Raw genomic sequence first — 16,326 nt, forward strand, 5'->3', positions numbered from 1 at the left:
AGATGGCAGATGGAAACAGCCGCTGCAACTGCTGCTGCCTACTTTTTTTGTCTTGGGTCCAGTGCATCCGTCAGCGCTTCTCCAATCAAATTAAAAATTGTAACGGTAAGAAAAATCGCTGTTCCGGGGAGGATAGCGAGCCACCATGCTGAAGGTGTCTGCCGCGCTTCAGCAAGCAATGAACCCCATGTAACCGTTTCAGGAGAAACGCCCACGCCTAAAAAAGAAAGCGTTGATTCAATTAAGATGGCAGCTGCAATGCCGAAAGCAATGGTGATGAGCACGGGAGAAAGTGCGTTGGGAATTGCGTGGCGGAGAATCACTCTTCCTTCTGAATAACCGAGCGCGTGTGCGGCTTCAATATATTCCAATGAACGAATGCGAAGCATCTCAGCGCGAATGAAACGGGCAATGGTTGGCCAGGAAGTAAGTCCGATGATGGTCATCACAATGTAAATGGAAGGATGAGATACGATAGCAGAAATGGAAATGATGAGAAACAAAGTGGGAACTGAAACCATTATTTCAATGAATCTGGAAAGAATAATATCAACAGGAATAAAAATTTTCTTTTTGAGAAACGGGATAAACTTAAATGGAATAGCGAGAATATTTCCGACAAGCATTGTTACTGCCATGATGAAAACAGAAAACAATATCTGCAGGAAGAATTTTCCGAAAGAAACGGAAAGCGCATCGGTGATTTCATAGGAGCGGGCGATGAATGCCCAGAAAATGGCGAGAAAGAAAAACAAAACATTCATTACAACACCTGCTCTTGAAATTTTTAACCTTTCATCTCCGAAATATCCGGCAAGCGCTCCAATCAAAATTCCGAAGAGCGAAGCGATACCCATGGAAACCAATCCGACAGTGAGCGCAGTTCTTGTTCCGTGAATCATTCCTGATAACACATCTCTTCCCAGTTCATCCGTGCCAAGCCAGTGCCTCCAACGCAGCGATGCGACATGCTGTTCTCCGAAAGGGGAAACTGAATGCACATTATTCCTATCCATGTTTTGCGGAAGATACGGAATGGGAGGGAAAACTTTCCAGTCATAATTCAGATGGTTCCATTCTATGTTTTGAAACTCTTTTTGCCATTGTGCCATTCCTAAATCAACAGCATACGAACGGAAGACAGGAAAATAAATGTTGCCTTCGTATTTTGCAATAAGTGGTTTTTCATTCGCAAGAATATCCGCCAGCAGGGAAATGAGAATAAAAAAATAAAGAAAGCGAAGTGAAAAAACTCCAAGACGGTTGTGAGTGAATTGTTTTTTAATGTTGCTCCAGAAATTTCCGGAGGAAGAAATGTCAGGAATTCTTTTGGAGCGAAAGAGCGGATTAACTATGAATTGAAAAACCTTTCGCATTATCCATATTTCATAATTCTGACCATGGATTTTATGCTGACCAGGCGGATGGCAAACGCCCATGCACCGCAACCCGCCACCATGACAATAAAATTCACCATCCAGCGATGATTTTCAGACAACAAGCCGTGATGAATCTTCAGCGAGAAATAATTTATCAGAATCACTCCTGTGATAAATACAATCAGTGTAAGTATAAGCCGGTAATTGATTCTGAATTTGAAAACACTTTGCGCGATGATAATCTGAATAAGGGCAGTGAGAAATTGCGTTGTCAAACTTGAAACGGCAGAGCCGGCTGCCTGGAACTTTGGAATCAGAAATAAATTCATGGCAACATTAATCAGTATGCCGCTTGCCGCCATGAGGTTGAGTTCGCGGAGGTTTCCGTTTGCGGTGAGGAGCGTTCCGAAAATATAGGAAGTAGAGATAGCAACAAAGCAGGACATGAGGATAGGAAAAATAACGGATGCTGATTCAATGTGCTCTTTATAGAGCAATGACATTAATTCTGTTGAATAAAACCAGCAGCCCACGGCAACAACAATTCCCGGGGTGATGAGAAGAATAAATGCTGTTTTCACCAGCGCTTCAACAGGTTCCTTCAACTTCAACATGCGTGAAAAAATCGGAAGCAATAATCCGGCAAAAAGAAAGGCAATCATGTTTGCTGCATCTAAAAGCCGGTATCCCTGGGCGTAAATGCCTGCCTGTTCGGCTCCGTTGGGAAGCATGCGCTCTACCATTACGGTATCGAGGCGGTTGTAGCATGCCATGAGCATCATCAGCACAGCAAAGGGAAAACTTTTTTTCAGTATCATCATGGCAAAGGCGCGTGTGAGTTTGAATTTTGCGAACTGTGCCTTGCGGAATACAATAATAAAAGCTATGACAGCGGTGATTGAATAGGAAATGGTTTGAGCGTAAACATAATCCATGATGTCGAGTTCTCTATCCAGTATGTGTCCCCAGAGCAATAGGCAGCTAATCGTAATGAGAATGACTCTGTCAAGAACCGACACAATGCTATCTACCCAGAAAAGAAGAAGCCCTGCAATGTTTGAGCGCAGGTAGGCAATAAATGAAATGAGAAACTGGTTGAAGCCGAGCAGGAGCATGAGTTTCATGAGGCGGTAGTCGTATTGAATGACAAGCCCAACGATGAATGCAAGCAAAATGTAAAGGAGGGCTAACAGCAGTTTCAGGACAACAAGAGAAGAGAAGTGTTTTGTAAGGAGGTGATTGTTCTGGGCAATGTTTTTATTGTTGAAGTTGGTGATGCCGAAATCGAGAATGATGTTGAGGACGAATGAAAAGTTGAAAAGGGCGAAATAGAGTCCGAAGTTTTCGGCATGGACGGTATTTTGCCAGTTGACATCAATGAAGAGTACGTGAAAAGGCTTGATGAGCAGGTTGAGGAGGAGAAGAAAGGCGAGGTTGGTGACGAATTTTTTCTGCATGAAATTCTCTTATTACTTTCTGGCGCAAACATACTCAGCAAATCCGTAATAATCCCAATAAACTCCTGCGCGGACGTATCCTTTTGTTATGGATTGATAAATTATTTTGAAGGGCATGAGGATGATATTGATAAGTTGCTTTCTGATTCCGGCAGATAAAATACTCATTTGGTTTTGTACAAGAATTTCACTCACTTCCTTCACTGAGAAAATCCGGCAATGGGTGGGGTCGTCATAAAAATTAAGTGTTTCGGGTTTGGAAGGAAAGTTTACGCTTCGCTCTGATGGAAATTCGAGATAGATGATTCCGCCTTTTTTGAGTTTAGGGATTAAGCCGGCAATTACTTTATCGCCATTGTGGAGGTGTTCGATTACGTGGCTCATCACTATCAGGTGGTAGTTATTTTCGGGGATGATACCGAATTCGAGTTTGGTTAAATCCATTTCGATGAATTCGTCCATTGCGTTGAAATCGGATTGATCGTTGTTATAACTTTTAGAAATATCTATTGCTGTGTAATGGCATTTGGGGAGCCATTGTTTTGTGATGGTGGGAGAGTGGCTGCCTGCTCCGACATCGAGAATATTTATATCCTCTTTCGTCAGATACTTTTCGGCTAATTTTATTTTGAAGGGTTTAACAAGCATACATTTAATGAAAGCAGCGCAGTTACTTTATTATCAGAAATTCCACTCTGCGATTTTTCTGTTTGCCTTCTTCTGTATCATTTGTTGCAATGGGTTTGGACGGTCCGAACCATTTGAGAACAATGCGGTCTGAGGCGATTCCTTTTTTGCTTACGAGGTATTTTTTAACTGCCTCTACGCGTTTTTCAGAAAGTTTCATATTAAACTGCATGGATGCTACATTATCGGTATGCCCTGAAAGTTTCAATCTCCATTCGGAATTTTGCTGCAGCAGTTCAGCGAGCAAATCAAGCCCGTCCATAGAGGAAGGGCGGATAGCGTCTTTTCCGAAATCAAACTCGAGTGATTCCATTGCCTTCTGCACTTTTTCCGCTTCGGCTTTCTTGAGTTGAATCTGGGTATCGGGAATATCAAGTTTGCCGATTTTGTTTTCATCGGCCGATAATTGTTCGAAATGGAAATATCCGTCAACTCCTCTGCGGGCAACACGAATAATTTTTCCTAACGTAACGCTCACTTCATTGACTATAAGCACATCGTAGGATTCAAGTTTGAGCAGCGCCAACTCATCAGAAGGGAGTTGTATAAAATTAAACTTGCCTTCTTTGTCAATAATTGCAGTGGCTATGATATTTCCTTGTTTGTCGAGTAAATGAAGTCTGGCGAGGGGGCATCCATCATTTTCTTTTGGTCCGGGTTTATCGGGGCAGCGGTCTTCTTTATCGGTGATGCCGTCAAAATCTTTATCGGGGCAACCGAAGAGTTCTACGGTTCCGGAATCATCGGGGCATAAATCATTCTTATCAATAATTCTGTCGAAGTCCCTATCGGGGCAGCCGTTGTATTCAGCCAAGCCCGCATCGTCAGGACAAGAATCGCGTTTATCGGTAATTTTATCTCCGTCTTTATCGGGGCATCCGTTGAGTTCTGCAAGACCGGCAACATCCGGGCATGAATCGTTTTTGTCTATGATTTTATCTCCATCGCGGTCTGGACATCCGTTGAACTCAGGCAAACCTGGATCATCGGGGCACTCATCAATATTATCGGGAATGTGATCCAAATCTCTGTCAGGACAGCCGGCAAATTCCCATGTGCCGGGCACATCTTTGCATTTGTCTTTTTTATTGGAAACGTGGTCTTTGTCCTTGTCTTTCGGTTTTCTATACATGATTGGAATCTTCAGCAGGAAATGAAAATCGGCACTGAAAATATCCCGGTTTCCGAGAAAAGGCGCAAGATTATTTGTACCAATGATTAGTGGACCGAGACGGGCAGATAAACCCAAATGCAAATTACGGTATGCGTTAAACGAAAGAGGCATAAACACGCCAAACCATTTCCAATCCCATCGGGGAGTAATGCTGAAGGCGGTGATTTCATGAACTTTGTCTTTGTTCTTCGAAAACTTAAATGCGTAATAGGCGGTGAAGTTTGCGTAAACGTTTTTCCAGATATTATAATCCACTTGTGCGCTGAGAGCGGTGGGCAGATTCATTTTGAAATCTGCAATTGCTTCTGTTTGTTGAAAACGGGATTTAAGTATGCTGTCGATGTTAACCATTGGCGCTTTGGAAGTATCCATTTTTAAGGTGTCAATCCACCAGTTCTGAACATCGGCAGTGAAATCGCCAATGGTGGATTTTTCAAACTTGATGCTTCCTATGTCAAGAATGGAAAATCCTGCGCGGAGTTTGTACTTATTCGCATAGCGCATGTCTAATCCTGTTTTGCCATCCATGTCATAGCGGAATTTTTCCCTATCCGGCCTCCACTCATACACTGCTCCCAAATCAAAGCCAAAGGATGGCTTTGAGCCGAACTGATATTTAACCATATTGTCAGCAAGGGAAAAAGAATTGGAGTGCCCGTAATTAACACCTGTATTGTAAACAGAAAGGGTGCTGTCGCTCTCAAAATTGTAATCAAAATTATTTATGTACACGTACGAAGCCCAAAGTCCCTGTAAAAATTTCACACGCGCTCCTGCCTTAATGAATTTATCTCCATCATCTTTAAGCACGCGCGCATACGTTGCTCCGTATTCAATCCATGTCATCATATCAATACTCACTCGCTCATTTTGAAAACGCTGCTTATAATTCAAACTGTCCCCGAGCGCTTCATACAACTGGTGAGCGAGGGGCTGGTCAATGCCGTCAATGTTCAGAAAAGTTCTTTCTCTTACATTGAGTGCAATGGCGTGTTTGGGAGAAAGAGTAATCATGAACGAGGGAAGAACAAGTTGCTGTCCGAGGAAAACAGATTTGCGGTCGGAATTTATTCTCTCGGTGAGATATTTTTCTTTTTTGAATTCGCTTGAGTCTCCCGAAAGAAGATATTTGCGCCCATCTTTATTCAGACCAATGTAATTATTCGCAATGTTAAAACTGAAACCGACCAGCGTCATGTCAAACTTGTAACGGCTGTCGGCAATGGTGGCAGGATTCAAATCTATTCCGCTCACACCCGCGTAGTTGCTATTGGAATAGCCGAGAAAATCCTGAGAGAAAAGATGCCCACCCCCAACCCCTCCCATTAGGAGGGGAAAGCAAAAGCAAAGCAGGTTAATTGGCTTGAAAATTTTCAACAAAAAACTTTTCACAAAGATAACATTTTAGTTTTTCAAAGCTCTTTCCCCAATGGGGAAGGTTGGGATGGGGCTTTAGAAATCCAGTTCATATTGGGAGGGCAGGAGCGTAAAACTTTTTCTGTGATGCTCGGTTGCTCCAAATTGCTCTATGGCGAAACGGTGCGCGCGGGTAGCATAGCCCTTATTCTGATTCCAGATGTAGTTCGGAAATTTTTCATGCAGCTCATTCATGTAATCATCACGATAGGTTTTGGCAAGAATGGAAGCGCAGGCAATGGAAAGATATTTTCCGTCACCCTCAATGATGCACTGATGAGCAATTTTTTTTCCGGATGTGGAATTATATTTTGTGAAGCGGTTGCCGTCAATCAAAAGAAGTTCGGGTTCAAACTCAAGTTTCGCAATGGCGCGGTGCATGGCAAGAAAAGAAGCGTTGAGAATATTTATTTCGTCAATTTCTTCCACGCTCACCTTTTCAACAACATAGGACAAAGCAATTTTTTCAATGATGGGGCGAAGTTCCATCCTGACTTCATGTGTAAGTTTTTTGGAATCATTAACTTTTTCAAGAAAAGTCCAAGCCCCTCTTCCGTCTCCCCGAAGGGGAGAAACTCCCTTCCCTTCGGGAAGGGATAGGGATGGGCTTTTTGGTAATATCACAGCAGCAGCAAATACAGGACCAGCAAGGCAACCTCTTCCTGCTTCATCGCAACCGGCTTCTAAAAGTGATTTATCGAAATAGGGTTTGAGCATTTATTTTTACGAAAGTACTTTTTCCATACAACTCCAAAGTTTCTCCGCTGTTTTATTCCAGGAAAAATTTTCTCTTTGTTTTCTTCCGTTTGTTATCAGTTGATTGCGTACTGATTCATCTTTATAAATTTTCATCATTCCGTTTTTTATTGAATCAACTGAAAAGGGATCAACCAACAGTCCCGCATTTCCTGCGACTTCGGGCATGGAGGTTACATTTGAAGTTATCACAGGCACATCGCAATACATGGCTTCCGCAATAGGAATTCCAAAACCTTCAAAGTAGGGAACAAAAACCAGTGCAAACGCAGAAGCCATCACATCTTTCAAATCATTTGTGCCTAATCTTCCTGTGAAAATAACATCGCTCTTAAACTTCATGGAAGAATAAACATTTTCTATTTCGCTTGTCATAAATAGTTTTTCTCCAACAACAAGCAATTTCATTTCTGATGTTTCTGTTTTTTTGAATTCATCGAATGCCTTAAGCAAACGTGCAATGTTTTTGCGTGGAGAAAGAGCGCCTACAAAAAGAAAATAGGAAGCCCCTCCTAAATCCTCCCCATTGGGTAGGACTTTCAATCCGCTAGATTCAGAAACGGGTTTGAATGCTTCATTCGCTCCATCATACACCACATCAATTTTCTCAGGAGAGACCTTGTAGAGTTTTGATATATCCCGTTTTGAATATTCCGAAACGGTGGCAATGCGGTCTGCTTTCTTCGCGTACTTTGGAAAATATATTTTAAAAAACTTTCTTGCTAGTAAGGGAATATCCTGAGGATAATATTCAAAATTCAAATCGTGAATAACAGGAATTTGTTTCAGCGAAGAACTCAATGAAAGAAAACCATCAGGAGAAAGAAATAAATCCGGCTCGTGCTTGTGAAAGATTTTGGGGATTGATTGCTCAAACCACCAATACCAGAGAAAAGGATGGCGCGCTTGAGGGCTAATTACTATCGGTAAAATATTATCTGAAAAAATAAATTCTTCGGAGAAAGGGCGATCAAACAGAAAAAGAAATTTATGTTCCGGATGATTTTTTGTAATCCGCTTCAGCGATTCATAGGTGAACCAGCCGATACCTTCGAGCTTGTCTTTGAGTAAGAGGCGGGTGTTAACTGCGATGATCATCTACAAATACGAATTTTTGCGAATGTACGAATTACGAAAAGATTGTATTCCTTCGCAAATTCGTATTTATCCGCATTCGCTGATATCTACAGCCATTTTTTCTCCATAATATCCCTTGTGTGATACGAAATAATAATATCCGCTCCAGCGCGCGCGAAAGCGTGCATATTTTCCATCACAATTTTCTGTTCGTCAATCCATCCGTTTTTAGCAGCTGCTTTCACCATGGAATATTCTCCGGAAACATTATAGCAAGCAACGGGCAATAATGTATTTGCACGCAAATTTGAAATCACATCCATGTAAGCCATCGCGGGTTTTACCATTAATATGTCTGCGCCTTCCTGTTCATCGAGCAATGCTTCTTTCAAAGCTTCGCGCCCGTTACGAAAATCCATCTGGTAAGTCTTTCTATCGCCCTTTTGCGGAGCCGAATCTGCCGCTTCGCGGAACGGACCATAATAAGAGGAAGAAAATTTTATCGCGTAAGACATGATAGCGGTGTTCTCTGATTTTTTTTCATCCAGTAAATTTCTGATCGCTCCTACTCTGCCGTCCATCATATCCGAAGGCGCAACCATATCTGCACCTGCCTGCGCATGAGCCAGCGCCATTTTCGCCAAAACTTCCACCGAAGAATCATTATGCACATAATCATTGTGCAGAATTCCGCAATGCCCGTGTGTGGTGTAAGCACACACGCAAACATCCGTAATCACGTACAAATCATCTCCGAATTTTTTCTTCAGTTCTTTCACGGCTTTCACTACAACAGAATTATTGCTGAACGATGAGCTCGCGTCTTTTGTTTTTTCCTCTCCAACACCGAACAGTAAAATTTTATTTACTCCAAGTTTTAATCCTTTCTCTGCATCTTTTAATAATTCATCAACAGAAAAATGATTTATGCCCGGCATCGCATTAATCTTGTGGACGATTTTTTTTCCGGGAACAATAAAATACGGATAGATGAACATGTCCTTGCACAATCTCGTTTCTGCAATCATCTCGCGGATGATTGGGTTTTTACGGAGTCTTCTGGGGCGTTGTATCATAGTATAAAATTTTATAATGACATCACTGCTTGCACTAATCCCAAATCATCAAAGGAAGCAGGTTGTTTATTTGTTTTTACTCCTTTCTTTTTCAAAGCATTTGCCGTAGCGTCTCCCATTGCAATTACTTTTTGCTCTGAGCTGATTTTATTTTTTTCGAAGAATGCCTCCACATTGCTAGGACTGGTAAAAATTAATAGTTGGCAGCCAGCAGGCGGCAAACGAGAATCGTTGTGTTTAATAGTTTCGTAAACAACAACATCTTTTACATTTTCTTTCTTCGGCAATTGAAGCTGAATTGTTTTCATGCTCGCTTTTGCTTGAGGAAACAAAACAGTTTTACTTCCGACAAGTGCAGAGAATTTTTTTCCTGTCATTTTCGTGTTGTCCGAATCTCCTATGAAATCAGCCCGCTTGCCAAACTTTCGGATTTCATCTGCCGTAGATTTTCCTACAGCTCCAAACTTTGTTCCTTCCACATCCGGTTTCTGTTCAAAGAAATGTTTCACAGCATTTTTGCTGGAGAAAAATATCCAATCTGTTTTCACAAATTTTCTCATCGCGATTTGTTTTATCTCGATTAGCGATTGCGCGAAAACTTGATATCCGTTTGCTTCCAGACAATTTTTGAAGAAATCATTCTTTCGAAAATCCCTGCTGATGAAAACAGAACAGGGTTTTATGTTTTTTATTTTCTCGACTACTTTTTCTGCCAATCCTTCTGACTTCTTCGATTGCACATAGATATATTTCGGAAACTTATCCCATGAATCTGCTTTAGCTGCACGTACTTTATAAATCGTTTCACCGTCTTCATTTTCATCTTTCTCGCAATGAACTCCCAGCGGAAGTTGACAACCGCCATCAAACAAGTTTAGAACTTTTCTTTCCACCGAAATAGTTTCTGAAACATAAGGATGATTTAATTTCTGAAGTCTTGCAAATAATTCTTTATCACTTTCACGAATCTGCAAAGCAAGAACACCTTGTGCAGGAGCAGGAATAAATTCTTTCACATCTAATTTTTCGCAATGAAATTCATTTAAATCAATTTCCAATCTTGAAATTCCGGCATTCGCAATCAGAATCGCATCGTATTTTTTATCTCTTAGTTTTTGAATTCGCGTGGGAACATTTCCCCGTAAGTCTTCCAGCTTCACATCGTTTCTCCACGCAAGCATCTGAGATTTTCTTCTTGCCGATGAAGTTCCGACAATGGCGTTTTTTTTTAGAGAAAATTTTTCCTTTTCATCTACAGAATTTTTATTTATCAGCAACAATTCGCTTGGATCTTCTCGTTCAGAAACTGCAGCAATGATTAATCCAGGAACTAAATCGGTTGGCAAATCTTTATGCGAATGCACTGCTAAGTCAATTTCTTTTTTTAGTAAAGCGCCTTCAATTTCTTTGGTAAAAAAACCTTTGCCTTCCATTTTATCCCAGCTCAGATTTTGTTCTATGTCTCCTTTTGTTTTTATGATTTTTATTTCTGCGTCAATTTTTATTCTCTTCAATTCACTCAAAACAAAATTCGCCTGCCAGAGAGCAAGTTCGCTGCCGCGAGAGCCGATTATTATGGAGCCCCTCTCCAACTCTCCCCCAAGGGGAGAGAGATTCTTTTTCTTTTTGCTTCTTGATTTAGGCACGTGGAATTTGAATTATTCACCTTCCCTTGGGGAAGGGTTAGGGATTGGCTACTTCTCCATCATTACTTCCTTTGCCATTTTCATTGGCATGCTGATGTATTTTTTTTCGAGGTAGGCAATCACTTTGTCGAACGTTTCTTTTGATTGAGTGTCAAGTTTTTCAATGTCTTTGAAAAATACTTCATTCACAGCCGTGTCGTAAATTTCTTTCACTTTCTTCGGCACATCACTCATGGCAATCTCCACCCTTCTTTCTTTTAATTCCTGACGGAAGGATTCAATATGGAAAGAAATAATTTTTTCACAAGAAGCCAATTCGTTTTCGCGTTCCTGTAAATTTTTACGGGCAATCTCCTGTAAATTATTTACTGCTATAAGATTCACATCATAGTTTTTCAGAATCTCTTCATCCAAATCATTCGGAACTGCCAGATCAATCACCACTTTCTTGCCTTTGTCATCGCCTATAAGAGCTGTGTAGATTTCTTTCGTGATGATGTGCTCCCTGGATCCCGTGCAGGTAACAATCACATCAAAACCATTTTTATAATTCTTCAAATCAGAAAGAGGAAAAGATTTTCCGCTGAGTTCGTTGGCAAGTTTTTCTGCGTTAGAAAGAGTTCTGTTAAATACAACAAAATTTGTGAAGCCATGTTTTTTTAAATACTTCGTCATGGTTGTGTTTGTCACTCCTGAACCGATAATCAAAAACTGCGCATCCAATTTTACATTCAATTCTTTCAACTTACGATAAGCCAGCGAAACAACAGAAACCGGATTTTTCGCAATATTTGTTTTTGTATAAACTTCTTTGGCACACTCAATGGTATTTTGAACAACTAAACGGATAACATCTCCGGTCAAACCAAACTTCCGGCATATTTCATAGGAGTTGCGCACCTGCGTGATAATTTCCCGCTCGCCTACTACCAAAGAATCAAGCGAAGAAGCAACATGGAAAAGATGTCGGAGTGCTTCTTCTCCTTCAAAAACAGAAGCTGAAGAAACAGATTTTTTGAGATGTTCAATATTTATTTCAGAATAAATGGAAAGAATAAATTTCTTCACGAAATCAGCATCAATTTGCAGAGAAGTGCTCAGTAAAAATTCAACGCGATTGCAGGTGGAAAGGAACATCAACTCATCAACCCCCATTTTTGTTTTCAGTTCAGAAAGGCGGTTCTTCCACTCTTTCTCGTCAATATGAAATTTTCCAATATCAGAAATATCGAAATGCTTGTGCGTGACGGCTATGATTTTGAAACGATTCATATTTGTTATACAAATCTCTAAAAAGAGTCAAGTTAAACTGTCATGGAATTGTCAAAAGGGATATGATATAGGTCAGGAATATCAGAATCTGACCGAAATGTTTTTCTTCTTAAGAAATTTTTTCAATACGTCAATTTCAATTTCCTTAAAGTGAAAAATGCTCGCTGCAAGGGCGGCATCTGCTTTTCCTTTGGTGAAAACTTCTGCAAAATGTTCCATGGTTCCTGCACCGCCTGAAGCAATCACAGGAATATTTACTGATTCAGAAATTATTTTTGTGAGTTCAATAGCAAATCCGTTTTTTGTTCCATCGTGATTCATCGAAGTGAGAAGAATTTCTCCCGCTCCTCTTTGCTCGGCTTCTTTTGCCCAGAAGAATGCTTTAATGTCGGTTGGAACTTTGCCTCCGTTCAGGAAAACTTTCCAGTTTTTTCCTCCCCCTGCCTCCTCCAAAGGTGGATAAACTGCCTTAGCGTCAATTGCAACCACCACGCACTGGCTTCCAAACCTTTTTGCCAGATCAGAAATCAGGTTTGGATTTTTTACTGCGGAAGTATTGATGGAAATTTTATCCGCACCGGAATTGAGCAAAACAGAAACATCTTCAACAGATGAAATTCCTCCGCCAACCGTGAAAGGAATATTTACATGCAATGCAATTTTTTTTACCAGTGCTGAGAGTGTTTTTCTTTTTTCATTCGTTGCGGTGATATCCAGAAAAACTAATTCATCCGCTCCGTTCTTTGCATAATATTCTCCCAACTCAACCGCATCGCCAGCATCACGGAGGTTTTCAAAGTTCACGCCTTTTACGGTGCGACCATCTTTAATATCGAGGCATGGGATGATGCGTTTGGCAAGCACGAAAAAAAATTAAAGTTTAAAGTATAATGCTAATTCGCTTACTAATTCATTTCTCATTCTGATAATTTCTTCGCGTTTTTTATTTTCAAGAGAAAAAAATCTCCATTGCCCGAAAGTTTTTTTCAGAAAAGTATAATACTTCAGCGAAAACAATCCGCTGAGCGGAAGTAGAATTATGTATGCTCCAAGTATCCACCAATTCCTGAAAATCAACGCAACAGAAAGAATTTGTATAAGATAAAAAATCAAATACAACATGGCGCTTACGTACATATTTACCGATGCATGAAATTCAACCTGCTTTACAATGCGATTGGCGGTAGCATATCCTATTTTATACGGAAGATAATTATTAATAAGACCGAACAAATGAAAGGGGAAGCAGAGCAACAGCCAGAAGCCAGAGGCCAGAAGCCGGAAACCAGAAACTTTTTCCTTTTTCACAACCCAATCGCGCACATGGATGTTTTCAATCTGTGCTAGATAATTTCTTACTTTCTTTCTGAAAGAATTTACTGTTTCATGGTTTTGCCTGCTCAAATTATTTACAGCTTGAACTATTTTTTGTGTAGTGATGAATTTTTCTTTTTTAACCCCTGTAATTTGATTCCCATATATCTCTTCCATATCTGAAACAAGCTGGTCATTTTGCACATCATCAATATGCACAACCAGTTTTGATAATTCTTTCTGAAGATGTTTTGTAAATTCATTAATCGCAATCGCTTTATCTTTTACATAAACTTCCTGGAAATCTTTCATGACAATCGGTTTTCCATAGTTAAATACTAAATCGCTCCGGAATTTTTTCGGGTTTGTGTAATTCATTCCAAGAGGAATAACTTTTAGTCCCAGTTTCCAATCTGCAGATTCCTCAGAAGCAAAAGCAATACGGGCAGTACCTTTTTTAAGTTTTCGCAACCGCCTTTCCTGTATGCAAATCCCTTCTGAAAACATGAGGATTGTTTTTTTCTGTTTTAACTTTTCAGTACTTATGCGAAATGTCTCTTCATTTTTGTGAAGGTTTTCTGCACCTTCCAACAGCCGATAGATGGGAACCATCCCAAGTTGCCTGACAAAAATCCAATACAGGATTTTATTTTGAAACACGTCTCCGCGCGCCAGAAAATGAATCCGTTGTTTTGAAAATACCGCGATGGAACAGGGATCGCACAAAGCATTCGGATGATTGGATGCGATGATAAGCGGTTCATTCAGCGGAACATTCGTTCTTCCCAACACAAGTGGATTGCGATAAAAAATCCGTGTGGAAATACCCACAACTATTTTCAGAAAATAATACAGCATAATTGATGGCAAAGATAGTCACACAAAGGAATCAGCTATGTGTGCGTTGTTTGGCGCGCTTGCGGCTGGAAAAAATACTTGCGGGAACGTTTCTCGCGGTCTCGCGCTGAATTTTTTTCTGCTCGTCAATCGGAAGATGAATTATTTTCCGGCATTCATCCGAACAGCATGCTTCAAATTTTTCACGACAGGATTCGCATTGAATAAAAAGAAGATGGCATCCATCGTTCGCACAATTATAATGCGTGTCGCAAAGTTTACTGCATTGATAACATTTTGAAATAATATCTTCAGTTATTCTTTCGCCCATACGCTCGTCAAACACAAAATTTTTTCCTTTGAATTTAGATTCAAGTCCGTTTAGTTTTACTTGTCGGGCATATTCTATGATGCCGCCATAGAGTTGGTTTACGTCTTTGAAACCATAATGCTTCAGATAAGCGCTTGCTTTCTCACAGCGGATTCCACCCGTGCAATACAATAATATTTTTTCGTTTTCTTTTCCCTGAAGAATTTCTTTTACCATTGGAAGTTCCTGGCGGAAGCTGTGCGCATCAGGACAAATGGCATTTTGAAAATGCCCGACTTCGCTTTCGTAAAAATTACGCATGTCAACAACGACAGCGTTGTTCATTTGTTTATTCCATTCTTCAGCGGAAAGATGCGTGCCAACATTGGTCACATCAAATGAGTCATCTTTCAGACCATCTGCTACAATTTTTTTTCTGACTTTAATTGTAAGTTTATAAAAGGATTTGCCGTTATCTTCAATAGCAACCTTAAAAGGAACATCTGAAAATCTTTTATCGGAATATAATTGCTTTTGAAACTTTTGGAAATTCTCCTCCGGAATGCTCATCTGTGCATTGATGCCTTCGCGCGCGATGTAAATCCTTCCGAAGGCATTTAACACTTTCCATTTCTTCAAAAGTTCTCCACGAAGATTTTCAACATCTTCAATAATCACGTATCGGTAAAATGAAAATGTAAACCGTTTGGAGGATTCTTCATGAAGCTGTTTCAATAATTCTTTGCGGGAAGGAAATCTTTGCACGGTTTAGAAGAGTAATATTAATGTAAATATTGCCCCTTCTCAAAGTTAAGATTTTTATACTTTAGCAACGATTCACCATATGACATCTTCTGAAAAAATACTTGTAATCGGCTCCTCCGGTCAGATTGGAACTGAACTTACTGAAAAGTTACAGGAGATTTACGGAACAGGTAATGTGATTGCTTCAGATATAAAGAAGCCATTCAATTACAAAGGTGTTTTTGAAGAGTTAGATATTCTTGATGAAGCAAGGCTAAAGGAAGTTGTTGCCGACCACTCCATCACACAGGTTTATCTTCTTGCAGCCCTTCTCTCTGCCACTGCAGAAAAAAATCCGCAGTTCGCATGGAAACTGAATATGAACAGTTTATTTAATGTTCTTGAACTAGCTAAAGAAAAAAAAATAAAAAAAATTTACTGGCCAAGTTCTATTGCTGTATTTGGACCCTCAACCCCAAAAGAAAACGTTCCTCAGTATTCGATAATGGAACCGGCAACTGTTTACGGCATCAGCAAACTGGCAGGAGAAAGATGGTGCGAATATTATTTTAAGAAATACGGAGTTGACGTTAGAAGTTTGCGCTATCCCGGTTTGATTAGTTATAAATCTCCTCCCGGTGGCGGAACAACCGATTATGCGGTGGACATTTTTTACCAAGCAACACTTAAGGGAAGGTACGAATGCTTTCTGTCTGAAAATAGTTACCTGCCTATGATGTATATGCCAGATGCCATTCGGGCTGCCATTGAACTTATGGAAACTGATTCATCAAATGTTGAAGTCCGCTCTTCTTATAATATTTCCGCAATGAGTTTTTCTCCAAAGGAAATCGCATCAGAAATTAAAAAACATTTTCCTGAATTCTCTATCGGCTATACTCCTGATTTCCGCCAGAAGATTGCTGACTCATGGCCTAAAAGTATTGATGATTCGAAGGCAAGAAATGATTGGAAATGGTCTCATAAATATTCACTAAACGAAACCGTAAAAGATATGCTGGAAAATTTATCAGTTTCAATATCCAAAAAATAATATTCTTATCTTGAAAATTCGCTTAAAATAAGCGATAAAACAACCTAGCTTATCGTCAAAAACCCAACACTCGTCTAAAAGTCATGTTTAACCCTTGTATGAACCCAAATATTGATGTACATTTACC

The 16,326-nt window shown here is 40.1% G+C and carries 13 protein-coding genes; 1 reads left to right on the top strand and 12 read right to left on the bottom strand.

Annotated features, from left to right (window positions below):
- Positions 1-38: 38 nt before the first annotated feature.
- The 12 genes from HY841_09095 to HY841_09150 form a co-directional block, all read right to left on the bottom strand.
- Entirely contained in the window at positions 39-1,376 is a 1,338-nt protein-coding gene (locus HY841_09095) for an ABC transporter permease subunit (protein ID MBI4930904.1), read from the bottom strand.
- Positions 1,376-2,836 (bottom strand): oligosaccharide flippase family protein, encoded by a 1,461-nt coding sequence (locus HY841_09100; protein MBI4930905.1) that lies wholly within the window; start codon positions 2,834-2,836, stop codon positions 1,376-1,378. Before HY841_09100 ends, HY841_09095 begins: the two co-directional genes overlap by 1 nt.
- Before the next feature lie 12 nt (positions 2,837-2,848).
- Positions 2,849-3,484 (bottom strand): methyltransferase domain-containing protein, encoded by a 636-nt coding sequence (locus tag HY841_09105; protein MBI4930906.1) that lies wholly within the window; start codon positions 3,482-3,484, stop codon positions 2,849-2,851.
- 22 nt (positions 3,485-3,506) lie between these two features.
- Complete coding sequence (locus HY841_09110; GenBank protein MBI4930907.1) at positions 3,507-6,089, bottom strand: OmpA family protein; 2,583 nt, start codon at positions 6,087-6,089, stop codon at positions 3,507-3,509.
- 60 nt (positions 6,090-6,149) lie between these two features.
- Positions 6,150-6,830: a ribonuclease HII gene (locus HY841_09115; protein ID MBI4930908.1), complete on the bottom strand. Its 681-nt coding sequence runs from the start codon at positions 6,828-6,830 to the stop codon at positions 6,150-6,152.
- A 6-nt stretch (positions 6,831-6,836) separates the two neighbouring features.
- Positions 6,837-7,967, bottom strand: coding sequence for a glycosyltransferase family 4 protein (locus tag HY841_09120; protein ID MBI4930909.1), 1,131 nt, complete (start codon positions 7,965-7,967; stop codon positions 6,837-6,839).
- Positions 7,968-8,053: 86 nt separating this feature from the next.
- The gene (hemB, locus tag HY841_09125) at positions 8,054-9,022 is read right to left on the bottom strand and encodes a porphobilinogen synthase (GenBank protein MBI4930910.1); all 969 of its coding nucleotides are present in this window, start codon (positions 9,020-9,022) and stop codon (positions 8,054-8,056) included.
- An 11-nt stretch (positions 9,023-9,033) separates the two neighbouring features.
- Entirely contained in the window at positions 9,034-10,614 is a 1,581-nt protein-coding gene (gene hemC / locus HY841_09130; protein ID MBI4930911.1) for a hydroxymethylbilane synthase, read from the bottom strand.
- Between the two features lie 102 nt (positions 10,615-10,716).
- Positions 10,717-11,940 carry a glutamyl-tRNA reductase gene (hemA, locus tag HY841_09135; GenBank protein MBI4930912.1) on the bottom strand — a complete coding sequence of 408 codons (1,224 nt, stop codon included), beginning with the start codon at positions 11,938-11,940 and terminating at the stop codon, positions 10,717-10,719.
- 81 nt (positions 11,941-12,021) lie between these two features.
- Positions 12,022-12,804, bottom strand: a complete 783-nt coding sequence (gene hisF, locus HY841_09140; protein MBI4930913.1) for an imidazole glycerol phosphate synthase subunit HisF — start codon at positions 12,802-12,804, stop codon at positions 12,022-12,024.
- A gap of 9 nt (positions 12,805-12,813) precedes the next feature.
- Positions 12,814-14,112, bottom strand: a complete 1,299-nt coding sequence (locus HY841_09145; protein MBI4930914.1) for a 1-acyl-sn-glycerol-3-phosphate acyltransferase — start codon at positions 14,110-14,112, stop codon at positions 12,814-12,816.
- A 31-nt stretch (positions 14,113-14,143) separates the two neighbouring features.
- The gene (locus HY841_09150) at positions 14,144-15,166 is read right to left on the bottom strand and encodes a rhodanese-related sulfurtransferase (GenBank protein MBI4930915.1); all 1,023 of its coding nucleotides are present in this window, start codon (positions 15,164-15,166) and stop codon (positions 14,144-14,146) included.
- Between the two features lie 79 nt (positions 15,167-15,245).
- Here HY841_09150 and HY841_09155 point away from each other — a divergent pair, with 79 nt between their 5' ends.
- On the top strand, positions 15,246-16,199 hold the full coding sequence (locus HY841_09155; protein ID MBI4930916.1) for an NAD-dependent epimerase/dehydratase family protein: 954 nt from the start codon (positions 15,246-15,248) through the stop codon (positions 16,197-16,199).
- The last annotated feature ends 127 nt before the right edge of the window (positions 16,200-16,326 follow it).

The organism is Bacteroidota bacterium (assembly GCA_016213405.1).
GTDB lineage: Bacteria > Bacteroidota > Bacteroidia > Palsa-948 > Palsa-948 > Palsa-948.